The 23,569-nt window shown below is 41.4% G+C and carries 31 protein-coding genes; 25 read left to right on the forward strand and 6 right to left on the reverse strand.

Going from position 1 to position 23,569, the window contains the following annotated elements; all coding sequences use genetic code 11:
- Positions 1 to 27: 27 nt before the first annotated feature.
- On the forward strand, positions 28 to 519 hold the full coding sequence (gene fabA / locus B6N13_RS01315) for a bifunctional 3-hydroxydecanoyl-ACP dehydratase/trans-2-decenoyl-ACP isomerase (protein WP_169458215.1): 492 nt from the start codon (positions 28 to 30) through the stop codon (positions 517 to 519).
- A 1-nt stretch (position 520) separates the two neighbouring features.
- On the opposite strand, the gene B6N13_RS01320 is transcribed toward fabA, so the two are convergent.
- From B6N13_RS01320 to B6N13_RS01330, 3 genes are all read right to left on the reverse strand, one after another.
- Complete coding sequence (locus tag B6N13_RS01320; RefSeq protein WP_169458216.1) at positions 521 to 703, reverse strand: hypothetical protein; 183 nt, start codon at positions 701 to 703, stop codon at positions 521 to 523.
- 70 nt (positions 704 to 773) lie between these two features.
- The gene (locus tag B6N13_RS01325; protein ID WP_169458217.1) at positions 774 to 1,061 is read right to left on the reverse strand and encodes a helix-turn-helix transcriptional regulator; all 288 of its coding nucleotides are present in this window, start codon (positions 1,059 to 1,061) and stop codon (positions 774 to 776) included.
- Positions 1,058 to 1,381 (reverse strand): type II toxin-antitoxin system RelE/ParE family toxin, encoded by a 324-nt coding sequence (locus B6N13_RS01330; RefSeq protein WP_169458218.1) that lies wholly within the window; start codon positions 1,379 to 1,381, stop codon positions 1,058 to 1,060. Before B6N13_RS01330 ends, B6N13_RS01325 begins: the two co-directional genes overlap by 4 nt.
- A 139-nt stretch (positions 1,382 to 1,520) precedes the next feature.
- Between B6N13_RS01330 and B6N13_RS01335 the strand changes: the two genes are divergently transcribed.
- The 6 genes from B6N13_RS01335 to B6N13_RS01360 all read left to right on the forward strand — a co-directional run bounded on the left by B6N13_RS01335 (position 1,521) and on the right by B6N13_RS01360 (position 5,218).
- Positions 1,521 to 1,751 carry a Trp family transcriptional regulator gene (locus B6N13_RS01335; RefSeq protein ID WP_169458219.1) on the forward strand — a complete coding sequence of 77 codons (231 nt, stop codon included), beginning with the start codon at positions 1,521 to 1,523 and terminating at the stop codon, positions 1,749 to 1,751.
- A complete protein-coding gene (locus B6N13_RS01340) occupies positions 1,748 to 3,163 on the forward strand; it encodes an anthranilate synthase component I family protein (RefSeq protein ID WP_169458220.1) in 1,416 nt (471 codons plus the stop codon). Before B6N13_RS01335 ends, B6N13_RS01340 begins: the two co-directional genes overlap by 4 nt.
- A 7-nt stretch (positions 3,164 to 3,170) precedes the next feature.
- Positions 3,171 to 3,833 (forward strand): aminodeoxychorismate/anthranilate synthase component II, encoded by a 663-nt coding sequence (locus B6N13_RS01345; RefSeq protein WP_169458221.1) that lies wholly within the window; start codon positions 3,171 to 3,173, stop codon positions 3,831 to 3,833.
- Positions 3,834 to 3,975: 142 nt separating this feature from the next.
- Positions 3,976 to 4,200 (forward strand): DUF4160 domain-containing protein, encoded by a 225-nt coding sequence (locus tag B6N13_RS01350; protein ID WP_248280186.1) that lies wholly within the window; start codon positions 3,976 to 3,978, stop codon positions 4,198 to 4,200.
- 39 nt (positions 4,201 to 4,239) lie between these two features.
- Positions 4,240 to 4,773, forward strand: a complete 534-nt coding sequence (locus B6N13_RS01355) for a DUF2442 domain-containing protein (protein WP_169458222.1) — start codon at positions 4,240 to 4,242, stop codon at positions 4,771 to 4,773.
- Between the two features lie 142 nt (positions 4,774 to 4,915).
- Positions 4,916 to 5,218 (forward strand): helix-turn-helix domain-containing protein, encoded by a 303-nt coding sequence (locus B6N13_RS01360; RefSeq protein ID WP_011978494.1) that lies wholly within the window; start codon positions 4,916 to 4,918, stop codon positions 5,216 to 5,218.
- A gap of 10 nt (positions 5,219 to 5,228) precedes the next feature.
- On the opposite strand, the gene B6N13_RS01365 is transcribed toward B6N13_RS01360, so the two are convergent.
- A complete protein-coding gene (locus B6N13_RS01365) occupies positions 5,229 to 5,423 on the reverse strand; it encodes a hypothetical protein (protein WP_011978495.1) in 195 nt (64 codons plus the stop codon).
- Positions 5,424 to 5,641: 218 nt separating this feature from the next.
- On the opposite strand from B6N13_RS01365, the gene B6N13_RS01370 reads away from it, so the two are divergent.
- Positions 5,642 to 6,154: a DUF2202 domain-containing protein gene (locus B6N13_RS01370; protein ID WP_011978496.1), complete on the forward strand. Its 513-nt coding sequence runs from the start codon at positions 5,642 to 5,644 to the stop codon at positions 6,152 to 6,154.
- Here B6N13_RS01370 and B6N13_RS01375 read toward each other — a convergent pair.
- Positions 6,151 to 6,828, reverse strand: a complete 678-nt coding sequence (locus B6N13_RS01375) for an ElyC/SanA/YdcF family protein (RefSeq protein WP_248280187.1) — start codon at positions 6,826 to 6,828, stop codon at positions 6,151 to 6,153. The two genes, B6N13_RS01370 and B6N13_RS01375, sit on opposite strands and share 4 nt — an antisense overlap.
- Before the next feature lie 204 nt (positions 6,829 to 7,032).
- Between B6N13_RS01375 and B6N13_RS01380 the strand changes: the two genes are divergently transcribed.
- The 16 genes from B6N13_RS01380 to B6N13_RS01455 all read left to right on the forward strand — a co-directional run bounded on the left by B6N13_RS01380 (position 7,033) and on the right by B6N13_RS01455 (position 21,735).
- Positions 7,033 to 7,497, forward strand: coding sequence for a GNAT family N-acetyltransferase (locus tag B6N13_RS01380; protein ID WP_169458224.1), 465 nt, complete (start codon positions 7,033 to 7,035; stop codon positions 7,495 to 7,497).
- A complete protein-coding gene (locus tag B6N13_RS01385) occupies positions 7,494 to 8,174 on the forward strand; it encodes a GDSL-type esterase/lipase family protein (RefSeq protein ID WP_169458225.1) in 681 nt (226 codons plus the stop codon). The genes B6N13_RS01380 and B6N13_RS01385 overlap by 4 nt, the downstream gene beginning before the upstream one ends.
- A 173-nt stretch (positions 8,175 to 8,347) precedes the next feature.
- Positions 8,348 to 9,433, forward strand: coding sequence for a TRAP transporter substrate-binding protein (locus B6N13_RS01390; protein ID WP_011978500.1), 1,086 nt, complete (start codon positions 8,348 to 8,350; stop codon positions 9,431 to 9,433).
- Between the two features lie 65 nt (positions 9,434 to 9,498).
- Complete coding sequence (locus tag B6N13_RS01395; protein ID WP_011978501.1) at positions 9,499 to 10,038, forward strand: TRAP transporter small permease subunit; 540 nt, start codon at positions 9,499 to 9,501, stop codon at positions 10,036 to 10,038.
- 33 nt (positions 10,039 to 10,071) lie between these two features.
- The gene (locus tag B6N13_RS01400) at positions 10,072 to 11,361 is read left to right on the forward strand and encodes a TRAP transporter large permease subunit (protein ID WP_169458226.1); all 1,290 of its coding nucleotides are present in this window, start codon (positions 10,072 to 10,074) and stop codon (positions 11,359 to 11,361) included.
- Between the two features lie 126 nt (positions 11,362 to 11,487).
- On the forward strand, positions 11,488 to 12,831 hold the full coding sequence (locus B6N13_RS01405) for a cache domain-containing protein (RefSeq protein WP_169458227.1): 1,344 nt from the start codon (positions 11,488 to 11,490) through the stop codon (positions 12,829 to 12,831).
- Positions 12,832 to 12,997: 166 nt separating this feature from the next.
- Positions 12,998 to 13,735, forward strand: coding sequence for a response regulator transcription factor (locus B6N13_RS01410; protein WP_169458228.1), 738 nt, complete (start codon positions 12,998 to 13,000; stop codon positions 13,733 to 13,735).
- Positions 13,728 to 15,101 carry an ATP-binding protein gene (locus B6N13_RS01415; protein ID WP_169458229.1) on the forward strand — a complete coding sequence of 458 codons (1,374 nt, stop codon included), beginning with the start codon at positions 13,728 to 13,730 and terminating at the stop codon, positions 15,099 to 15,101. The genes B6N13_RS01410 and B6N13_RS01415 overlap by 8 nt, the downstream gene beginning before the upstream one ends.
- Before the next feature lie 273 nt (positions 15,102 to 15,374).
- Positions 15,375 to 17,081, forward strand: a complete 1,707-nt coding sequence (locus tag B6N13_RS01420) for a phosphoethanolamine--lipid A transferase (protein ID WP_211172726.1) — start codon at positions 15,375 to 15,377, stop codon at positions 17,079 to 17,081.
- A gap of 3 nt (positions 17,082 to 17,084) precedes the next feature.
- Positions 17,085 to 17,507, forward strand: coding sequence for a diacylglycerol kinase (locus B6N13_RS01425; protein ID WP_169458230.1), 423 nt, complete (start codon positions 17,085 to 17,087; stop codon positions 17,505 to 17,507).
- Positions 17,508 to 17,700: 193 nt separating this feature from the next.
- Positions 17,701 to 17,877, forward strand: a complete 177-nt coding sequence (locus tag B6N13_RS01430) for a hypothetical protein (RefSeq protein ID WP_248280188.1) — start codon at positions 17,701 to 17,703, stop codon at positions 17,875 to 17,877.
- Between the two features lie 39 nt (positions 17,878 to 17,916).
- Positions 17,917 to 18,888 carry an IS5 family transposase gene (locus tag B6N13_RS01435; RefSeq protein ID WP_067038543.1) on the forward strand — a complete coding sequence of 324 codons (972 nt, stop codon included), beginning with the start codon at positions 17,917 to 17,919 and terminating at the stop codon, positions 18,886 to 18,888.
- Between the two features lie 128 nt (positions 18,889 to 19,016).
- Entirely contained in the window at positions 19,017 to 19,520 is a 504-nt protein-coding gene (locus tag B6N13_RS01440) for a response regulator transcription factor (RefSeq protein WP_169458231.1), read from the forward strand.
- Positions 19,521 to 19,536: 16 nt separating this feature from the next.
- The gene (gene dapF, locus B6N13_RS01445; protein WP_169458232.1) at positions 19,537 to 20,385 is read left to right on the forward strand and encodes a diaminopimelate epimerase; all 849 of its coding nucleotides are present in this window, start codon (positions 19,537 to 19,539) and stop codon (positions 20,383 to 20,385) included.
- Positions 20,386 to 20,494: 109 nt separating this feature from the next.
- Positions 20,495 to 21,301 carry an endo alpha-1,4 polygalactosaminidase gene (locus B6N13_RS01450; protein ID WP_169458233.1) on the forward strand — a complete coding sequence of 269 codons (807 nt, stop codon included), beginning with the start codon at positions 20,495 to 20,497 and terminating at the stop codon, positions 21,299 to 21,301.
- Between the two features lie 137 nt (positions 21,302 to 21,438).
- Complete coding sequence (locus B6N13_RS01455; RefSeq protein WP_169458234.1) at positions 21,439 to 21,735, forward strand: Dabb family protein; 297 nt, start codon at positions 21,439 to 21,441, stop codon at positions 21,733 to 21,735.
- Positions 21,736 to 21,826: 91 nt separating this feature from the next.
- On the opposite strand, the gene B6N13_RS01460 is transcribed toward B6N13_RS01455, so the two are convergent.
- The gene (locus B6N13_RS01460; protein WP_169458235.1) at positions 21,827 to 22,516 is read right to left on the reverse strand and encodes a type 1 glutamine amidotransferase domain-containing protein; all 690 of its coding nucleotides are present in this window, start codon (positions 22,514 to 22,516) and stop codon (positions 21,827 to 21,829) included.
- A 159-nt stretch (positions 22,517 to 22,675) separates the two neighbouring features.
- Here B6N13_RS01460 and B6N13_RS01465 point away from each other — a divergent pair, with 159 nt between their 5' ends.
- A complete protein-coding gene (locus B6N13_RS01465; protein ID WP_169458236.1) occupies positions 22,676 to 23,569 on the forward strand; it encodes a LysR family transcriptional regulator in 894 nt (297 codons plus the stop codon).

Here is a 23,569-nt window from a genome sequence, read left to right on the forward strand (position 1 = left end):
ACTGATTTTTCAAAGTGTGAGGTGACTATGACATTTTCTAATGCCGATATTATTGCTATGTCTAAAGGGCATTTCTTTGGCGAGGGCAACGCGCAACTGCCCAGTGATCAAATGCTAATGATCGATGAGATTTCGCACATTGATGACAAGGGTGGCAAATACAATAAAGGCCTATTAAAGGCGAGTTTGGCGATTCGGCCTGATCATTGGTTTTTTGCCTGTCATTTTCAAGGTGATCCAGTTATGCCGGGATGTTTAGGGTTAGATGCACTTTGGCAACTGTTGGGGGTGTTTTTGGGTTGGTCAGGTTTGCCGGGAAAAGGTCGTGCTTTGGGTGTTGGGAAAGTTCGCTTTACCGGACAGATCTATCCTGATGCAAAGGCTATTGAATACCAAGTGCATATCAAACGCATTATTAAAAAGCCCTTGGGAATGGGTATTGCGGACGGTTTTGTTCTGCTTAATGGTGAAGTGATTTATGAGGCAACGGATTTGAAGGTTGGATTAATAAAAAACTAGGTTAAGTGCGCTGGTATTTAGTATTGACGTTTCTAATCATTTTTTCTCGCGCCTCTTGGCTTGAAACGCCTTTGCCTTCAGTAAACTGTTGCTCTGCTATTTCTATTTCCTCAACAAGTTGCCGTTCATTCTGGATGGCAACAGCTTGTTCTAGCGATTCTTTTAAATCTTCATAGAAGTTCATTTTTAATAATCCTTGATAGCGCTAGTCTTAAACTTGATGCGGGTGTGTTTTTGTCATGGTTGATGATCTTTTAAGCGTTATGCGACATCTTTTGCGGTGTTAAGCTTAGCTCAAATCCACAAGCATGGGCGTATTTTAGTAGCGTCGTCCAGCTTGGGTTGGCGTTGCCGCGTTCCAATCGGCTGATGTTGCTTTTTTGGGTGTGCATGCGTATTGCGAGTTGTTCTTGGGTTAATCCCGCTTGGACGCGCATAGAAAGCAATTGATCGATAAACGCGAACTCATTTTCAAGCAGATCATATTCCGCACGAACCTCTGTGTTGCTCAATGCCCGTTGTTTTAAGTGTTGTAGACTCATGATGACTTAACCTCTCGTTGTCTTGATTTAGCGAGTTCTAGCTCTCTTCTTGGTGTTTTCTGTGACTTTTTCACAAAAGCATGCAATACAAATATTCGTTGGCCTTTTAAGTAGCAGAATAAGCTCCGGCCAATACCTTCCTGCGCTTTGGCTCGAATCTCAAACAAACCATCACCCATTGCCTCTGTATGAGGTGGGCCAAGATGAGCGCCATGTTTTTCCATTAGTTCTAAAAGTTTAATCATCCGTGCTTGGATCTTTGGTGGCATGCTAAGAATAGAGTCCTCTACGCCATCATAAAACTGTATTTTCCAGCTCATGGTTCCCTCCTGGCTGTTATCTTATATGATAACTTCGGTTTTATATTCTTGCCACTAGTTTTTAAATATTGATTTAGGCATTAAAATCAAATACTGTACTAGTACATGAATACAAACCTTCTTGTGAGAGTTGAATCCTATGAAGGACTTGATCCAGTTTTTAACCGAAGTAGACGATGAATCTGTGTTGGAGAAGCGTTTAAAAGTGCTGCTGACACCGAATGAAATCAGTGAAATGGTGAGTCGTTTGAAGATTATTGCCTTGTTAGACGAAGGCGTGCCGCAGCGAGATATTGCGAAACAGTTGGGTGTGGGTATTGCCACTGTGACCCGTGGTTCCCGTGCATTGAAGGAATTAAAAGAGATATGAGTTCATATAATAAAAAGCCGCAGCGCATCACGCTGCCGCGTAAACCTAAGTATGTCACTATCAGTTCCGATTGCGATTTTTTCGATTTGTTTAAAAAGGTCGAGAAGCGTTTTGATAACTGTTTTATGTTGGAATCCCTTGGTGAAGAGAGTTTTATTTCCCGCCATTCGATTATCGGTTTTGATCCTGAGAAATTGATCTGGGCGGAAGGCAAACAGTTGTTTATCCAAGAGCGTGACGGCAGCACTGAGTCTTATGAGTCTGATAATCCGTATTATTTGTTGCGCGAGATTGTGCCGCAAAATATTTTGTCACGAGGATTTGCTGGTGGTTTAACGGGTTATATCGGTTACGACAGCATGAATTATTTCGAGCCAACCTTGGATCTGCAGTCGAGTGAGATGTTCGATGCGTTTCGTTTTGGTTTGTACAAAGATGGCCTGATTCTGGACAAGATGACCGGCGAGGTTTTTTACTTCTATTACGACGACCATTCCACGGGTAATCGTTTGGAATTAGTGAACAATATGATGGCCGAGCCGACGCCAGAAAATGGTCCACTTGTGGTGACGCCTGCGGGCGAGTCCATGACTAAGAGCGATCATGCGGATGCGGTTGCTAAAGTGAAGCAAGATATCATTGAAGGTAAGATCTTTCAGTGCGAAGTGGGCTTTAAAAAATGGTTTGATATGGAAGGTGACACCATTAATTTGTATGAGCAGTTGCGCGAAGTGAACCCATCGCCGCAAATGTATTACATCAAGTTTGGTGAGCAAAAAGTCATTGGCGCTAGCCCTGAGTTGTTGTTCCGTGTACGCCAAGGCGAAATGGAAACCTTCCCTCTCGCAGGTACAGCGAAGCGTGGTAAAGACGCTGCCGAAGATACAGCCTTTGCGCGTGCTTTGTTGAACGATCCAAAAGAAATTGCCGAACACAATATGATTGTCGATCTTCATCGTAACGACATTGGCCGAGTGGCGCGTTTTGGTACAGTGAAAGTGCGTAGTTTGATGGACATTAAACGCTTTAGTCACGTTCAGCACATTTCCAGCGAGATTGTCGGCATCATGGCAGAAGATCACGACATGTTCTCAGCCTTGGCGAGTAACTTCCCCGCAGGAACCTTGACGGGCGCGCCAAAAATCGAAGCCATGAAGATCATCGATGATTTAGAAAACGATGGTCGTGGGCCATACGGTGGTGCGGTTGGACAGTTCTCTTTTAACGGCGATTGTATGTTTGCGATTCCGATTCGTACTGTGTTTGCCAAGGGCAACAAAGCCTATGTGCAAACCTGTGGTGGTAATGTATATGACTCAAACGCCGAAGACGAATACGAAGAAATCCAACGTAAATTTGCTGGCACCAAACGTGTGTTAGACAGCTTCGCACCAAAAGCGAATCAGGAGTAAGGGAAGCATGAAAGTTTATATTATCGACAATTACGATTCCTTCACTTACAACCTGTATCAGTTTATTGGTGAAGTGTTAGAAACTGAGAAAAGCCGTGGCGAGATCGACGCGTTTGAAGTGATCGTAAAACGTAACGACGAAGTGACATTAGACGACATTCGTGCCGCTGCGCCAGATCGCATTATTATTTCTCCAGGACCAGGTTCTCCAGACGACAAGGCGTACTTCGGCGTATGTGCCGACGTCATTCTAGAGTTCGGTAAAACCATTCCATTAATGGGCGTTTGCTTGGGAATGCAGGGAATTTGTCATGTATTTGGTGGCAAAGTCGTGAAAGCGCCCTTGCCAATGCATGGTAAAACTAGCCCGATTACTCACAATGGCGAAGGTATTTTCCATGATATCCCAGACCAACTAGAAGTCATGCGTTATCACTCACTTATTGCCGAAGCAGAAAGTTTCCCAGATGTGCTGGAAGTTACCGCTTCTGTTGGTGAGCTAAAAGAAGCGGACTTCAAAGACATTACCACGATTCATAAAGGCGGCAAGTTTGAACTGATGGGCGTTCGACACAAAGAATACCCAATCCAAGGCATTCAGTTTCACCCAGAGTCTTTCGCTACCGAAGGTGGCAAAGACCTGATCAAAAACTTCTTGTTTCAGGTTTGATGAGTTCGAAAAGACTCGACTCTTGAAGTAATAGAAAAGCAGTGCTCAGTGATGGGCGCTGCTTTTTTTGTTTACAAAATATATTTGTCTCTTTTGAGAGACTGCTCTATAGTTTTACCTATATAAATATCGAGGGGTAAGGATGCCTGAAATCGATGCGTTATTAGGATTGTCGTTTTGCTTATATTTTTTTGATAATCAACAGCACAAGCTACCGCATTTACACGTGAAATATGGTGGTTACGAATTGATTATTGCCATAGAAACCGGTGAATGTTTAGAAGGGTATTTACCTAATAAACAGCGTAAACGTGCTAAAACTCATATCAGTATGTATAGAGAGCAATTTTATGCAGATGTGGAATAAAGCTGTGAAGGGTCAGAATCCGGGGAAATTGGAGGATTTATGTTAAAAATTATTGATGTTGATTGGGTTAAAGATCACACCTTAGCATTAACCTTTAGTGACGGATTTGAAGGTGAGGCAGACTTATCGGATTACTTTTCAAAACCACCATTTGCTAACGTGAAAGACTTTAAACGCTTTGCTTTAACTGCAGATGGAGCCTTGAATTGGAGTGGTAATGAACTGACTGCGAGCACATTACGAAGCATCGTAAAAGGAGCTTATCAAGCTGCTGCTATGCGGTTTGATGTAGAGCAAATGGAAGAGGTGATTAAACAGGCGTCATGGGACTCCATGACAGAAGGTCGCCCAGATATTTTACAGGCCGCTATTCGTTCCTATGTTGAGTTATTTGGGCATGGCGTTGTGATCGCAAGAGCGGGTATTAAAAGCCGAACCAGTGCTTATCGCTCTCTTAAACCTGAAACTAAGCCCAACTTCGCCACCTTGGTACAACTTGCTCATGCAGTGATTGAAATTGCCAAAGAGAGAGTTGGGGAATCGTTGCCAAACTCGGTTACTGTTTCGCATTAATATATTGGCTTCGATAATTTCAGCTTATGAATGAAGGATAAGCAGTGCTCATAGGTGGGTGCTGTTTTTTTTTGAATTGAAAACATAGCTTTAAGCCTATAAATTTGTGGAAGTTAGCCAATCAAAAAAGTCGAGGTGAGTAATGGCTAGAACACTTGATAAATTAATTTCAGATCAGAAGCCTGAAATAGTAAAAAATGCCCGTAAAAAAGCGGATGACATGGTACTTGGTATTCATCTCGCCCAGTTGCGTGAACGCATGCAAATCACTCAAGAGGATATAGCAAACACGCTAGGCGTGAAGCAACCAACGATTGCAGGTATGGAGCGTAAAGGACGAGATGTAAAGCTATCTACCTTAAAACGTTATGTAGAAGGTGCTGGTGGCAAACTAACGTTGGATGTTGAGTTACCAGATGGCAGCCATTATGGTTTTAATTTATAAGACACTGTAACTATAAAGGATTATTTTTAGCATGAATTTTCCTTTTAAACTCAGCCATCTGAACATTGGCTTCTTCGTTCGACACAAATACAGCAAGGCCGTTTTCCATGCGATCGAAAGCTGCGTTAACTTGCTGCATCAACCAAGTATCGTGAGATATTTGGTTATCTTTTTCATCAAGGTCGTATGAGATTATAGAGTTCATTCTTTAGCCTTATAAGGTCCTTTGTCGTATAAATGCTAGTAGGAGACATGACGTATAACAATCAACTCTACTGAATCATTTTTCCATCCATTTAACGACCTATATCAATAAATTCTCTTCAATTGCTGGAGTAACAGATCATCTGTGCTTTAATTTATATATTAGTATTTTCTAATATTTGTTATTGAACTGGCATTGTTGCTGGATAGGAGAGTGAAATGAAGAGTGTTAAATTATGGTTGGGTGGTGTACTTGTCTCTTGGGTGATGGTTTGTTTTCCGTCTATTGCTTCAGCTGAAAGCTATGGTGCTGCTGGCGCGCAGAATGAAGCTGATGATGTGTTGACGTTGGAGTCCATGCTGAGTTATGCCTTGGAAGATGAATATTTAGCGCGAGGAGAATACCAAGAGGTGATTCGTACTTTTGGTGGACAGAAACCTTTTACTAATATCATTAAGGCCGAAGAAAGACATATTTCTTGGTTAGAGCCTTTGTTTCAACGGTATGGCTTCGCCTTGCCAGTGGATCGTGGCGTGGAAAGCGCGGTGATGCCTGCGAGCTATGCCGAGACATTTGCTGTTGGTGTTGCAGCTGAAATCGCGAATATCGAGATGTATGAACGCTTTTTAAAACAAGATTTACCAAGTGATGTGAGAGACGTGTTTATTCGCTTACATGATGCTTCAGAGAATCACTTAGCTGCTTTCCAAAAGTGGCAAAATAAGTTTTAGCCTTTAATCCATTGCCAAGTACGACCAAGCCATTCGTAAAAGGCGCGTTGGCTTTTGTAGGCGGCGGTGGCGTCGATTTGCCAGTCGCTCTTTTCGGAACCCAGATACATGGCGGGAGCCGGAATAATCTTGATGCCAGCTTGTTCGAAGAAGATAGACGCACGTTTTAGATGTGAGGCTTCCGTTACCAAGGCGGCATTTTTCCCTTCTAAATAAGGTTTCATGCTGTTGGCTTCCTCTTCGGTATCTTTTGGTTTTGGAAATATTTTGATCCTTTGTGCTTTTACACCTAGCTCAATTGCCGCGTCTCGCATTTTTTGTGCGTGGCCACCGAAACCAGAAACAAAGAGTTGGGCTGTTGGGTTCGCATTTAATATGCGTATTCCTTCTTCTAATCGGTAAATTGCACTTCTACCAAGTTGCATAACGGCAGGCGTATTAGGAAGGTTTTGATGTCCACTACCAAGAACGACGATCACATCAACCGCTTGCTGGGTATCAAAAATGTGATAGCCGTGTTCTACCGTTGCGATAAGCCGGTCAGCAACAGGATTCCAGCTGGTCAAGCCTAATAAAAGAATGCCGCAGAATAGTAGTAGCTTGGCGAACTTCGGGCATTTCTTCATCAATAACAAGGCTAGACACATGGCCAGCAAAGTGAGGGGAATGGGCATAAGTATCATGCCGATGGTTTTTTTTAGGTAAAAAAGAGCAATGCCCACTGTGTTATATCTCTTTAATCGTGTCATTTTAGAATGCAGCGATGATAAAGGAGTATGGTTTTGCCTTAAAGCTTTAAAGGAATCTATTAAGCTTTGTTTTTTAGATTGTTTTGTCTGTATTATTTTGGCTATCAAAGTTCAAGGTAAGGACACAAGATGTTTTCCATTCGCTCTGCCAATTTTTCACAAGATAATGCACGTGTATTAGCCATTTTTCGTGAATATATCGCGTCGGCACCAGTAAGCTTGGAATATCAGCAGAATGAACAAGAGTTTGTTGCTTTAGACGGTAAATACTCGCTTCCTAATGGTGTGGTTTTACTTATCTGGAAAGATAACGAAGTTGTCGGATGCGGGGCTTTTCGCCGAGTTGATGCGAAAGTTTGCGAAATGAAGCGAGTCTATGTTCGTCCAACAGAACGTGGTCATCAATTAGGCGAGAAATTGGTGAATAAGTTAATGGAGATAGCGAAGGAAAATGGCTATCAGCGCATGTGCCTTGATGTTTTGGCGGACTTTGAAACCGCGAGACGTCTGTACGTTCGTTTGGGTTTTGAACCTTGTGATCCGGTGAGTTACAACCCAATTCCTGGCACGCACTTTTTAGGATGTAATTTATGATGGAAAAGCAAACTAGCCAGTTAAAACCTTTGTCGGTTACGGCATCGCCACAAGAAACCATTTGGTGGTTGCCTCGTCATGAGGAAAAGCTCGCCGAAAAAAATGCTATGGAGCGAGTGGATTTAGTATTCCTTGGGGATTCCATCACGCAAGCTTGGGAGAAAGAAGGCGCGGATGTTTGGCAGGCTTTTTATCAACCAAGGAATGCACTGAATTTGGGGTTCAATGGCGATAAGACCGAGAACGTTTTATGGCGACTTGCCCATGGGGAAGTCGATAATATTCAGCCTAAGTTATTGGTTTTATTAGTTGGTACGAATAACGCAGGTCATTGCATGGACAAAGCAGAAGACACAGCGTTGGGTATTAAGCAGATTTTGTCTGTATTGGCAGAAAAGTTACCGCAGACAAAAGTTCTGCTCTTGGCTATTTTCCCTCGTAGTGCGAAACCAACGCAGAAACTGCGTATGTTGAACAACGAAGTGAATCAGATTATTTGCAGCTATGCAGATGATAAAAAGGTATTTTTCCACGACATTAATCACGTTTTTCTGGATGAAAAAGGTCGCCTAACCAGTAATATCATGAGTGATTTTTTACACCCCAACGCTAGCCAGTATAAAATTTTTGCTGATGCTATAGAGCCTTATATTGTTGAGTTAATGGCAGAAAATTAATTTTATGGTGAAGGTTCTTCGTTTAATTCTACGTATTAATACTGAGACTAGTACGTAGTTTCCGCTTTATAAAGTCGGTATTCGTACGAATTGTTTGCACTTTCTATACGCGCGATTATTAATCCTGCTCGATCTTAAATTATAAAAAATAAGACTACAGGATGATAAAAACAATGAAATCCTTAAAACTCACAACTCTTGTTGCTGCAACCGCAGTAGCATTAAGTGCTTTCTCTTTACCTGCTTTCGCAGCAGAAAAAGTCTACAAATTAAAAATGGCCGAGACTTGGGCAACTAACTTTCCTATCTTTGGTGATGCACCAAGGAACATGGTTCGTATTGCAGAAGAAATGTCTGGTGGCCGTCTTAAAATCACCATCGATTCTGCTAACAAACATAAAGCGCCTTTGGGTGTGTTTGATATGGTGCGTTCTGGTCAGTATGACTTAGGTCACTCCGCGTCTTATTATTGGAAAGGTAAAGTTCCTAATACTGTTTATTTCACCACTATGCCTTTTGGTATGACTGCGCCAGAGCAATACGGCTGGTTCTATTATGGTGATGGTATGAAGTTGATGGAAAAAGTGTATCAACCATTCGGTTTGCTTTCTTTCCCAGGTGGTAATACTGGCGTACAGATGGGCGGTTGGTTCAGAAAAGAGATCAATTCCGTTGAGGACCTACAAGGTCTGAAAATGCGTATTCCAGGTTTTGCCGGTGAAGTGTTAGCAAAACTAGGCGCAAAACCAACCAATATTCCACCAGGCGAGTTATACACAGCACTTGAGCGTAACACGATTGATGCGCTTGAATGGGTAGGGCCATCACTTGATTTGCGTATGGGCTTCCACAAAATTGCGCCTTATTACTACACAGGTTGGCATGAGCCTGCAACGGAACTTCAGTTCCTTGTGAACGAACGGACGTGGAAAAAGTTACCAGACGATCTTCGTGAAATTCTACGCGTAGCGATGAAGGTTTCAGCCTATGATATGTATATTCAGAGCTACCATGAAAGTGGTGTGAACTGGGCGACGATGAAGTCTGAGTACCCAGATATTCAAGTTAAAACCTTTCCTCAACCTGTTTTGAATGCGATGAAAAAAGCCAACGACGAACTTTTGACGGAAGAAGCCGCGAAAGATCCATTAGCGAAAGAAATTATCGATTCTCAGGCTGCGTACATGAAAACAGCACGTGTTTGGTCGAATATCTCCGATCGCGCTTATCTTGAAAGCGTTGACCGTCTAGATCAATAAAACCTCTGACAGGGTGAGTGAGTACTTAGTATGACCTCGCCCTTTGTCTTTTCTAGGAGTTTGTTATGTGGTTAATCGGCCTAGAACGGGGTATCACTCGTTTTTCGAATCTACTGGGTATTATTTCTACCATCTTATTTATTGGCTTGTTGTTTAATGTTTTTTACGACGTTTTGATGCGTTATGCCTTTAACGATGTGTCGATCGGTATGCAGGAGCTGGAGTGGCATTTATATGCTGCGATTTTCTTATTAGGCATTCCTTACGGTATTCAGCATGGTGGTCATGTACGTGTGGATTTGATCTATGAAAATCTATCGATTCGCGGAAAAGCTTGGATCGATTTGTTTGGTTGTGTTGTGTTTCTAATGCCTTTCACCATATTGGTTGGTTATTACGGTGTAGGCTTTTCTTATGAGGCTTTTTCCCTTGGTGAAACCAGTGGCGATCCAGGTGGTTTGCCTTATCGTTGGATCATTAAAGCGGTTATTCCTGTTGCTTTTTTCTCTATGGCAATCAGTGGATTAGGAATGATTATTCGCTGCATCAATGTGCTGCGCGGCGTAAGTGAAGAAGGTTTTTCACATCCGCCTATTCAACATTAATTCTTGTCTCCATTTTAAGCTTGTAGGTTATTTATGATTGGAATAATCATGTTTTTTGTTGCCCTAGTATTGCTTTTACTGGGGTTTCCTGTGGCCTTTACCTTTGGTGGTGTGGCCTTGATTTTCGGTGTCTTTGCCGAAGGTTTTGATATGTTTGCTTTTATGCCGTTCCGCATTCAAAGCTACATGGAAAATACGGTAATGATGGCGGTGCCTTTGTTTGTGTTTATGGGCATCGTGTTGCAAAAGACCAAGCTAGCAGAGCAATTGCTGGAAGCCATGGGTAAACTGTTTGGTGGAGTACGCGGCGGCTTGGCGATTTCTACTATTCTTGTTGGGGCTTTATTAGCGGCATCGACTGGTGTGGTTGGGGCGAGTGTGGTGGCAATGGGGCTGATTTCTTTGCCAGTAATGCTGAAATACAACTACAGCAAGTCTTTAGCCTGCGGCACAATTTGTGCGTCTGGTACCTTGGGGCAAATCATTCCACCATCGATTATTTTGATCATCTTGGGGGATGTTTTGGGTATTCCCGTAGGCGATCTTTTTCATGCGGCTTTGTTTCCCGGCATGATTTTAATTGCTTGCTATATTGTTTATATCTTGATCCTTACCTTTTTAAAACCCGAGCTAGCGCCAGCTATGCCGCAGGATTTAGATAATGAAACACGCGCACAACAAATCCGCAGCGCACTAAAAGCGATTATCCCGCCTTTGGCTTTGGTGTTGATTGTGTTGGGCTCGATCTTTACAGGGATTGCCACACCAACCGAGTCTTCTGCGTTAGGTGGCATGGGCGCGATAGTATTAGCGCTTATTTATCGTCAATTTAGCTGGAAAATGCTCTACGACAGTGGACTGGAAACAGTAAAAGTTACGGCCATGGTATTTGCTATTCTGATGGGCGCAACCGCCTTCTCTATGGCGTTTAGTTACACGGGTGGCGATGCGATTGTCGAAGAGGTTTTACTGAATCTTCCTGGTGAAAAATGGGGCTTTATTATCTTAGCCATGATTGCCATTTTGATCTTAGGTTTCTTTATCGACTTTGTTGAAATCGCATTTATTATTGTGCCTATTTTGGCCCCTGTTGCCGAAGCATTGGGTATCAATATGGTGTGGTTCGCGATTTTGATTGCGATGAATCTACAGACATCCTTTTTAACACCGCCGTTTGGTTTTAGTCTATTCTATTTAAAAGGAGTGGCGCCCAGTTCGATTAGAACAATGGATATTTATAAAGGTGTCATGCCGTTTATATTGATCCAGATCCTCGTTTTGGTCAGTATTATGGTTTTTCCTGAGTTATATGGAATGGACTGATTCTAAGATGGTTTAGACTCTAGTTTAAAAGCGGGTATTGCCCGCTTTTTTGCTATTTTAGGAATACTAAGAACGAGTTAAATATATGATCTTGACAGTATAAAATAATAAAAAAGGTCTTTATCCGTGGGATTAAAAAGTAAAATTATTCTCCTTGCCGTTGCGCCTTTAATTGTCGCGACAGCCATCATTACCTATCTGGGCTTTCAATCTGCTCGCGAATTAGCTTCGCAAGAGCTGTCTATTTATGAATTCAATTTAGTAAATGCTAAAAAGTTGGCGTTGAAGAATCACGTTAATATTGCTATGTCAGCTATTCGTCCAATATTGGAGGATGATCAGCTAAGTGATGCTGAAGCACAAAGTAGAGTGAAAAAAATTCTGGAAGGGTTAAGTTACGAAGATGACGGTTATTTCTTCGCCTATGAAATGTCTGGGATAAATTTAGTCCATCCAACTCAGCCGAATTTTGTCGGTAAAAATTTATGGAACTTCCAGGATCGCACTGGAAACTACTTAATCCAAGGCCTAATTCGCGCGGCTCAGGCGGGTGGTGGTTATCACAGATACATTTGGGAAAAGCCGCCATTAATGAAGCAAGAAGATAAGTTGGGCTATGTAGTCGCTATTGATCGGTGGCATTGGATAATGGGCACCGGACTGTATCTTGATGATATTTACGCAGAGCTAGCCAAAACCAAAGCCACCATGAATGACAATATTCAGCGCAGCTTTTTTACTGTGATTGCTGTGGTTGTAGTAACTGTGGTTTTGGTTATTTTGTTAGGCTTGGCGATTAATCTTCATGAGCACAAATTAGCGGACTCAAGACTAAAAGAACTCGCTCAACGTTTCATGCGTCTGCAAGTTAATGAAAGACGAGGTTTTTCTCGTGAACTTCATGATGGTATTAATCAATTATTGGTAAGCTGTAAGTTTCGTATTGAGTTAGCGGAAAATAAATTAAAGCGCGGGCATGAAAAAGAAGTGATTCATCAGGAATTGGCGAAAGCAGGAGATCTGATTAATCAGACCATCAGTGAGGTGCGACAGATTTCCCATAATTTACGACCAACCTTATTGGATGATTTAGGTTTGGATACGGCGCTTAAAGCCTTGATTGATCAATTTATGGAACGCACTGAAATTCAGGTCACATATAGTTTTGATGTGTCTACTAAGTTACCTGATGAAATAGAGATTGCGGTTTATCGTCTAACTCAAGAGTCGTTAACCAATATTGAAAAGCACGCTCAAGCCAAAAATATTTCACTGCAAGTTTTGCTATCTCATCGACATGTGATGTTTGAGTGTTTGGACGACGGCAAAGGCATCTCGAAAAAATCAGATCTGTGTTCAGGGATTGGTTTGATCAATATGCGCGAGCGGCTTGAACTCATTGGTGGAGACTTCCTTATTGAGTCACAAAAAGACAAGGGCACACGAATTTATGCAATATTGCCAATTTAATAAAAGTGCCTTTTTTAGATACACGTATTGTAGAAAAATTAAGCTAAGTTGAGTTTATTGTGGTGGCAGGATAAACGGTAGTTTAGGTGTATCACCTTTTACTGGACTGAGATAATAGTTTATTGTCACAGGCCATGATCTTAGCTACTAATTGATAAAAATCCATATGACTAATGAACCATTTCGTACGATTTTACTTATTGAAGATGACCTTAAGCTTGCTGAATTAATAACAAGTTATTTAGGTCAGCAAGGTTTTGTCGTTCATCATGCCGATGATGGCCAGAAAGGGCTGGAATTGGCCGAAATAATACAGCTTCAACTCATTATTCTTGACTTGATGTTACCTAATCTTGATGGCTTAACAGTCTGCAGGCGGTTGCAAACTTGGTATCAAGGGGCGCTCTTGATTTTGACAGCCAGCGGGGATGATATGGATCAGGTCGCAGCATTAGAGATGGGGGCTGATGATTTTGTTAATAAGCCTATTCATCCACGGGTATTGCTGGCTAGAGTCAGAGCTCTGTTACGCCGTGATGAAAAAAGAGCAAATCCTTTATCTCAAGCTTCCACAATCAATAATGATCAACTAATTTTCGATAGCCTTAAAATTAATATTGGGCGCAGACAAGTTGAGCTGGCAGGAGAGTTAATCAAACTAACGGAAACAGAGTTTGAGTTATTGTGGTTACTTGCTAGTAACCCTGAGAAAACAGTGTCACGAGATGAAATAAGCCAGTCGTTACGTGGAATTGAATATGATGGTTTAGACCGTTCAATTGATAACAAAATTGTTTCATTGAGAAAAAAGCTAGGTGATACCAATGGGTTACCTCGTAGAATAATTACTGTACGCGGTAAAGGTTATCTTTTTATTACTGATCAGTGGCAAACGAATGACTAAAGACGATCAATTAATACAGACCCATGACAGTGTTATACGGCCTAAGTCTTCTAAACTGGCATCATCTGAATCTAATTTTTTTGGTAAAACCTTACTAAAACAGTTTATTGGCATGTACTTGGCGTTAATAGTTTTGTTTTTTGTTTGTACAACAGGAAACGAAATGTTTTTCAATAGGATTTTTCATGAGGAGCTGAAAGAGGATAAAACTCGTGATTATCAAACTGATTTCATGTTAGTGAAAGCACTTTACCACACTCTTTCTAGTGAAGAGTTGAAAACTTTGCTACAAGATATAAATACCTCTTCGAATATCCCAATAGAAATCATTCCTTTGGAGCAGTTGATACTGACTGAAACTCAGCTTAGCGACCTTCAGCAGGGCATTCCTGTTTGGCCTTCTTCCTCTAAGGATCTTCATTTTCGTCTCATTGCGCCTAATATGGTTGTAAAAATTGGCCCAATGCAAGAGAGCGAAATGGCTAAGTTTATATTGCTGGCTTTTGAATATTTTCCACTGTTTATATTTTTTGGCTTTGCTTTGTTTTGGGTGTTGGGTATGCAATATCGATTAGTGAAGCTAGAGCATGTTGCCAATTCATTTAGTCAGGGGAACTTTGATATTCGGGCACCAGAAGGGGCTTTAGCATTGGGTAACCTTAATGCAACATTTAACTTGATGTCTGAGCGGCTGAAGCGGCTTTTTGAAAGCCAAAGAAATTTAATAAATGCCGTTTCACATGAGCTACGTTCTCCTATTGGGCGCCTTAGATTTCAATTAGAAATGGTTGCTGATACATCGGATAGAAATCTAATAAATCAACACTTGTTAGGCATGAGTGCTGACATAGATGATATGGATCAGATGGTTCATGAACTACTGAGTTATACCAAACTTGAGAATTCAGAGCCGCTACTGAAGCTCGAAAAAATTGATATTGCCGACTGGTTACTGAAACAACAGCGACATCTCGCGACAGAAATTAATACAGAAATAAGCTTGAGCTTGCCAACTAAAGGCTTACTAGTGGAGATGGAGCCACAATTAATGTCGCGATTATTACGTAACTTAGTGAGTAATGCGGACAAATATACTCAAACGACTATAGCAATTGGGGTCAGCATAGAGGATCTACAATATAAGTTATGGGTCGATGATGATGGTCATGGCATTACTGAGGAGCAGGCCGTACACATATTTGAACCTTTTACTCGACTTGACGTGAGTCGTAATCGAGAAACTGGAGGGTATGGTTTAGGTTTGGCTATTGTCGCACAGATAGCCCGCCAGCATAGTGGTAGGGTGAGTGTCCTTCGTAGTGAGTATGGTGGTACCAGAATGTTAGTGACTTGGCCTGTAGGATAGTTTTATTAATCGCTATTGAAATTATGTTATTAAACGTTTTCTAAACATCAAGCTGTGATGAACCTTTGTGAACTCTAAAATGAGTTTTCAAAGATCTGACGACTGGTGCTTATTGTTAGGCTTTATCTACTATTTTGTTATGTCTCGTTGTTCTAATACATAGCGACGACACTGCATTACAATGGAGGGACATTCATAGGACATTAACACGACATAACTAAGGCAACGAATCAGGCATATTTCTATCCATTAAAATGGATATAGAGAAGAGATATGTTAGCCAGTTGTAAATACGTCAGTCAGTTTTTTTTCTTTGCAGTCAGGCTCATGCGGAAGTGGCCATTAGTTGTATTACAACTTCCGAAAAAAATAACTTTAAGTGCCAGTGTTTTTAGTCTTATTTTAGCAGCTATACTGGTGCTATTTTATAATTTTTCACTATGGAAAAATGTATTTAACCTACCTTATTCTATGTCTTTATGGAATATTAGTTTTTTCTTTTCGTTATTTATTCTGCTCGTTGCTTTTATTAACCTGTTGCTGCTTGTTACAACATTTCCATATATTCAAAAGCCTATTGCACTTGTTGTTTTATATTTGGCCGCAGGTGCCAGTTATTTTATGGATACTTATGGTATTTTGATTGACAGGGATATGGTTCAGAATACATTTGAAACTGATGTGTCTGAAGCATCTGAGTTACTATCAATTAGATTCTTCGCCTATATATTTCTTTTTGGCATAGTGCCGTCAGTTATTGTCTGGCAGGTTAGAATTAAACAGAGCTCTGTATCAAAAGAGTTACTTAGCCGGCTAATTAGTGGTGTTTCTAGCCTGTTGGTGATAATTTTGATACTCATGACTTTTTATCAAGATTACTCTTCTTTTTTTCGTAATAATCGTCATTTTAGGCATTTGATAAATCCTATTAATTTTATTTATGCAACGGCGTCTTATGCTTCTAGCGTATTCGGTTCCGAAAAAAATCCGCCAAAAGCCATTGCTTTAGACGCTGAAAAATTAACAATGCTAGCAGCTAACGGAAAGCATAATTTGACTGTCTTGGTCGTTGGTGAAACCGCTCGTGCTGCTAATTTCTCACTCAATGGCTATAGTCGCGAGACTAATCCAAAGCTCGAAAAGCGTGATGTTATCAATTTTACCAATGTATCTTCTTGCGGAACATCAACAGCAGTCTCTGTGCCTTGTATGTTTTCTAAGTTTGAGAGAACAGACTATAGCCCGTCAAAATCAAAAGAATTTGAAGGATTATTAGATGTGCTTGTGCGAGTAGGTGTTTCTGTTTTATGGCGGGAGAATAATTCCGGTTGTAAAGGCGTATGCGATCGGGTTCCAACAGATGAGTTGAGTAAAGAAAATAACGAATTTTGGTGTAATAGTAAGGAGTGTTTCGACGAGATTCTTCTAAATAAACTAGATGAAAAAGTCGCAAGTTTTAATCAAGATGTTTTTATTGTATTACATCAAAAAGGAAGTCATGGACCTGCTTATTATCAACGCTACCCACAAGAATTTGAAAAATTTACCCCCGTATGTAAAACCAATCAATTGCAAACCTGTACACAACAGGAGATTACAAATGCTTATGACAATTCTCTTTTATACACAGATCACTTTTTAAATGAAGTTATTGAGTTTTTAATTAGACAGTCGAAAACTTACAATACATCAATGATATATCTTTCAGATCATGGTGAATCTTTAGGTGAGAATAATATGTATTTGCATGGTGCGCCTTACTTTATAGCACCTTCTGAACAGACACATATTCCATTCCTACTTTGGTTTTCTGAAGAATATCAAGCTGCTAATCGAGTAAGTGTTTCATGTTTGATAGAAAAAAGCGAACAACCTATTTCCCAGGATAATTTGTTTCACTCTGTTTTGGGTATTAACAATATAGAGACGAAAATATATAAGAAAGAGCTAGATATATTTAGCTCTTGCCGTGAGAACTAATTTATGAAATTTAATACGAAAGGAAATGAAGAGATGGAAAATAATGTTCTTAAGTCTAATGGTAGTGGTATAGGAAGAATTATTAAGGCTGGGCGATGTTCTATGCAAGGGTTTAAGGCGGTATACAAATATGAGGCTGCTTTCCGACAGGAATTATTACTAGCCGTCGTTATGTTTCCTGTCAGTTTTTTTGTTGCAACAGACCTCATTCAATTAGCTTTACTTAATGGTGCTATATTGATAGTGCTATTAGTTGAAATAATAAATTCTGCGCTAGAAGCTGTAGTTGATCGAATTGGTTTCGAGTGGCATGAGCTGTCAGGTAGAGCGAAAGATTTAGGTTCTTCGGCCGTTCTTCTTTCATTGGTGTTATATGGCCTTATTTGGATTAGTATTATTTATAAGAACTTTCTAGTAGGAAATTAACAGCTTAATAGTGAGCTAGTATTCAAAGAAATCGGGTGTTTTTCATATCCCGATTTTTTGTTTTTGTGGGTTTTCAGAGTAAAGTGGCGCATTATATTAAGTCTTGAAAAGGCAGAAACTTCGAACATATGCAGTTTTACCTATCAGATAATCGATTATCCTTTCATATTGAAATAATAAAAAGAGTTAACGTATGACAATGTTGCCATCTCTATTACGTGTTTTGCTGGTTGATGATCACACCCTTGTTTTGGATGGTTTGCAGGCTCGTTTGGAGTTGGAAGGCAATATTGACATTATTGCCACTGCATCTAATGGATTGGAAGCGCTGGAAAAAGCTAAGGAAACTGCGATTAAGTCCCCAATATGAGACAATGCCGATCTGACCATTACCTCAAGACCGAATGACATGAATCAGCTTTCCTTCGCCGATACCGAATTTACCAGCAAACGCCGCAAGACTCGCAAAGAGCTCTTCCTTGGTCGGATGAATGAGCTGATTCCATGGCTACAGCTCGAAGCTCAGATTGAGCCGTTTTACCCAAAAGCTGGCAATGGTCGGCGTCCATACCCTCTCGCTACCATGCTACGCATTCACTTTATGCAGAACTGGTACAACATGAGTGATCCAGCGATGGAAGATGCCCTTTACGAGATCACCTCTATGCGGCTGTTTGCTGGCCTATCATTAGAAGGTGCGATCCCAGACCACACGACCATCATGAATTTCCGTCACCTGCTTGAGAAGCATAAGCTGGGTCGTAAACTCTTCAAAGAAGTAAACAAATGGCTGTCTGATTCTGGYACCTACTTTAAAGAAGGGACAATCGTTGATGCGACGATTATTGAGGCAGCAAGTTCCACCAAAAATAAATCTAATGCACGCGATCCCGAAATGCACCAAACGCAAAAGGGAAAACAATGGTTCTTTGGCATGAAAGCTCACATCGGTGTTGATGCAAAGCGTGGGTTAGTTCACAGCTTCACCACGACGCCTGCCAATGATCACGATTTAAACCAGTTGACGGAACTTCTTCATGGCAATGAGTCATTTGTATCGGCGGACTCTGGCTACCGTGGCGTAGAAAAGCGCACAGAAACAAAAGATAAGAATGTCGATTGGTTAGTAGCTGAGATGCCCAGCAAGATACGTGCTTGGAAAAAGCACCCCCGCCTCAACAAGCAGCTGATCMGAACGGAATACTTAAAGGCGAGTATCCGAGCGAAAGTCGAGCACCCGTTTAGAATACTGAAATGCCAGTTTGGGTTCCGCAAAGTCGTCTACAAAGGCCTGTCTAAAAATGACAACAAACTCGCCGTGCTGTTTGCACTTGGAAATTTGTTACGAGTAGATCAGATGATACGTTCTGCACGGGGTTAATCCGTCCAAATAACGGTTGTAAGGTGCTTGAAGTACCTTACAAGTGGGTTAAGTGGTGATTAAATGTCGCTTCTGAGGAAATACTGTCACAAGCTGAAAGTCAGCTAAAAATTGTCTTACTTGTTCGTATGTTCCCTAAAGAGCTGCAACCCGATCTGGTTCTGATGGATGTTTCTATGCCGATATTAAATGGACTAGAAGCCACTAAACGGTTTAAAGCAGAGCAGCCCAATGTCAAAATTTTGATGCTTAGTATGCATAATGACAAAGAGTATATCTTGTCATTAATTCAGTCAGGTGCGAATGGCTATGTATTAAAAGATGTGTCGTCAGAGGAATTGGTGCAAGCGATTAATACAGTCTGCCAAGGTGGCACGTATTTTAGCTCAGGAGCGTCTGATTCGCTGTTTTCATTGGCGGCTTCTCCTAAACAGTCTGATGACTTAACTAAACGAGAAGTGGCTGTGTTGAAAGCACTAGCGGCAGGGTTATCTAATAAAGAAATTGCTCAATTATTGAATATCAGTGTGAGAACTGTTGAAACACATCGACAAAATCTTAAAAACAAGTTGGATATTCATACATCTGCAGGCTTGATAAAATACGCTTTAGCCAATCAGTTAATTGAATAATCAGAGGAATAAGGCAATGGATTTTCGTAAGTATCATGCGCTAGGTAATGTGTATTTAGTCGTGTCGCCAGATGAGTTTCCTGATGAGCCTGCCGCCTTGATCATTAAAAACATTTGCCATAAACATTATGGCGTGGCGTCAGATGGTGTGTTGATTGGTCCATTTTCTTCTAATGTCGCTGACTTTGGTTTACGTATATTTAATCCCGATGCCAGCGAAGCGGAGAAAAGCGGTAACGGCTTGCGGATATTTTGTCGTTCTCTATGGGATCAAGGTTTGGTGAAAGATAAACCTTTTACCATTGAAACCAAAGGTGGTGTGGTCAGGGCACAAGTGTCTGACAATGGACAGCGGGTGGATGTGGAAATGGGTAAGGTGTCTTTTCTTAGCCAAGACATTCCAGTTTGGGGTGAACCTCGCGAAGTCTTGTTAGAAAATCTTAATGTAATGAGCCTGAATCATATTTACAGCGCTGTCACTATTGGCAATCCTCATTGCGTGATTTTGGCCGAGTCGCCAACCGAAATCATGGCAAAAGAATTTGGCCCCTTGATTGAAACACATCCCAACTTTCCTAATCGAACCAATGTGCAATTTATGCAAGTTATTGATCGTAATCATATTGTGATCGAAATCTGGGAGCGAGGAGCAGGTTATACCTTAGCATCTGGCAGTAGCAGTTGCGCCGCTGCCGCAGTGGCGTATAAGTTAGGTTTATGTGACTCGTCTATCAAGGTGATGATGCCAGGTGGTCAGATTGATATTGAAATCAGCGAGGATTTTCGTGTCAGCATGAGCGGCGGTGTCACATCCGTTTGTCACGGCAGCATCTCTACAGAATGCCTGTCTCAGATATTCCACTAGAATCTAAGCCATTAGATTGAGAGCCTTTCACGTCATAACAGAGTAGAGTGGGGGCTTGCGGCAAGACCTGTCGCGGGCTTTTTAGCCTTTTGAGCATATGGGGTTCACTATGCGCGTTCTACTTTTTCCAGCCAGTGTGTTGTATATACTGCTGTCATCTCTTTTTTCCCCTCTTTATGCGGCGGATGATTGGTATCGCCCACCGGTTTCTGTGACTTGGCAGTGGCAACTTGATGGTGTTGTTAATGAAGATTACGACGTAGATTTATATGACATTGATTTGTTTGATTCGCCTGTTGAGCTGATTCAACGTCTACAAGCGTCCGGTAAAAAAGTCATTTGTTATTTTTCAGCGGGTTCATACGAAGATTGGCGGCCTGACGCAGCCAATTTTGCTGCCAAAGATTTGGGGAAAACCTTGAGTGGTTGGGACAATGAGCGCTGGTTAGATATTCGTTCTAGCCAAGTGCGTGATGTCATGATTCGTCGTCTTGATCTAGCCGTCTCAAAAGGATGTGATGGGGTCGAGCCAGATAACGTCGACAGTTACCGAACTAATACCGGTTTTTCATTCCGAGCCAATGATCAATTAGATTACAATCGCTTTTTAGCCGCGCAAGCCCACGCTAGAGGTTTGGCGATAGGTTTGAAAAACGATCCTGATCAGGCACGGGCACTGAGCAGTGACTTTGATTTTGCCATTACAGAGCAATGCTTTGAATATTCCGAATGCCGTTCATATTCAAGTTTTATTAAAGCCGGTAAGCCTGTATTGAATGCGGAATATCGTCGCATTTATGTGGATGATGAATCAGAGCGTAATAGCGTGTGCAAACAATCAGAACGCTTACAGTTCAGTACCTTGGTGCTGCCTAAAGCGCTGGATGACAAGTTTCGTATGAGCTGTTTACCGTAAAAGCTTTGAGCCGTACCTGTATTGTTTGCACTATTGAACAAAATTGACCTTTTAAGAATTGTGTACCTTTCGCATGTTTTTAGCGGGAAGAGCAGAGTATGATTTTGCTAAATAATTTTACCTAAACAGGATTCTTTATGATTCGTCATGTGTTGTTTATTCAATATAAAGCGCAAGCCAGCGAAGCGGATATTGGCACGTCTTTGGCTAACTTCGAAAAAATTAAGAGCAAAATCGATGGCATTGAGTCTGTTGAATGGGGGCTAAATAATAGTCCAGAAGGGCGCAATAAAGAGTATACCCATTGTGTGTTTATGACCTTTGTGGACGAAGCTGCACGTGATGCCTACATTCCTCACCCAGAACACGAAGTATTAAAAGCACAACTAGGGCCGATCTTAGAAGACATTATTGTTTTCGATTACGCGTTATAACGCCTTAGTTTTACTGGCGATAAAACAGAAAAACCGCCTCAAGTAACCTTGAGACGGTTTTTTTATACTTTCACCAACTGGCTAGTAGGGCTTATTTATTTAAGTGAGCCAATAGTTTTTCCGCAACCAATTCTGAGCTGGCAGGGTTTTGACCTGTGATCATCAAACCGTCTTGAACGGCAAATGGTGTCCAGTCTGCTGTGTTTTTGTAATCTGCACCGCGTTTTTTCATTTCATCTTCTAACAAGAAAGGCACAACTTCTGTTAATTGAACCGCTGCTTCTTCGCTGTTAGTGAAGCCTGTCACGGTTTTACCCTTGATGAAGTACTCTCCGTCGGTGTCTTTGATGTTCAAGAACGCGCTTGGTGCGTGGCAAACAGAAGAGATTGGCTTATTCGCTGCGATGAAGCTTTCGATCAAGGCAATGGATTCTTCGTTTTCAGTTAGATCCCAAAGTGGACCGTGGCCGCCTGGATAGAAGATAGCGTCGAAATCGTCTTGTTTCACATCGCTAAGCTTTTGCGTGTTAGCAATAACATCTTGTGCTGCTTGATCTTTGTAGAAGCGTTCAGTTGCTTCGGTTTGCGCATCTGGCGCAGTGCTGTTTGGATCGATTGGCGCTTGTCCGCCTTTTGGTGTAACCACGGTTACTTCTGCGCCAGCATCAAGGAAAGCATAATAAGGTGCGGCGAATTCTTCTACCCAAAAACCTGTTTTGTGACCTGTATCGCCTAAATCTGAATGCGATGTTAGAACGACTAGAATTTTTTTGCTGCTCATAAGAGGCTCCTAAATGTTTGAATGAGTTGTGTTATTAACTTGTGATTAGTCTATCTAATTAATCGAATGAGCATAATGGGGTGAATTTTGACTTCATTAGTCAAATAATTGATACAATAAAAATCTATTCTTATTTACCTTTAGAAAAGAGTCGTCACTATGGAAGTCTCCTTTGAGCAGTTAAAAAGTATGGTGGTGTTTGCCCAAGTGGTGGAGCAAGGCAGTTTGACCGCGGCAGCTAAATTCATGGGGATTTCCCGTGGTGTGGTGAGTTATCACCTGAAAAAGTTAGAAGAGCAGCTTGGCGTAAAACTACTGAATCGTACTACTCGTTCTTTGTCATTGACTGAAACAGGCGAAGCCTATTATCAGCGTTGCCGAGCCATTGCTTTTCAAGCTCATGAAGCGAACCTACAGATAGAAAAAGCCAAGCAAGAGCCAGAAGGGAAATTGAAGATCTCTTGTCCGGTGAATTTGGGCTTGCAGGTGATTGTGCCGGCGCTGAATGAATTTCGAAGGCTTTATCCTTTAATCGAACTGAATGTTTCCCTAAGTGATGAAGTGGTCAATATCATCAAAGACGGTGTTGATCTCGCGATTCGTGGTGCGCCCTTATTAGACTCTGGGTTGCAAGCCAGTAAGCTAAAGACCTTCGAAACTTGTTTATGTGGCTCGCCAGAATATTTTCGTCGTCGCGGCAGGCCAACTAAGCCCGAAGAACTTTATGACCATGATTGGGTGGTGTATACACCAGCGGCAAATACTGTGCATCTTAGCCAAGGTGATAAGTCCTTTAGCTTGTCTGTTCATGGTGGTGTTAGTACCAACAACGCAGCAGCGAGGACGATCTTTTTAGAAGGCGGTAATGGTATAGGGCGCATTCCTATGTACGATGCGCTACCTCGTATCGCCAATGGCAGTTTAGAGCGAATTTTGTCGGATTATAAATGTACGGGAATTGATGTTTACGCGGTTTTTCCTCCAGGAACAGCGGAGTCTAAAAAGTTACGTTTATTGCTGGATTTTCTAAAAGCGTCTTTTGCTCGGTTTTGA

It is taken from the genome of Marinomonas sp. UCMA 3892 (genome assembly GCF_012726345.1).
Lineage (GTDB): Bacteria > Pseudomonadota > Gammaproteobacteria > Pseudomonadales > Marinomonadaceae > Marinomonas.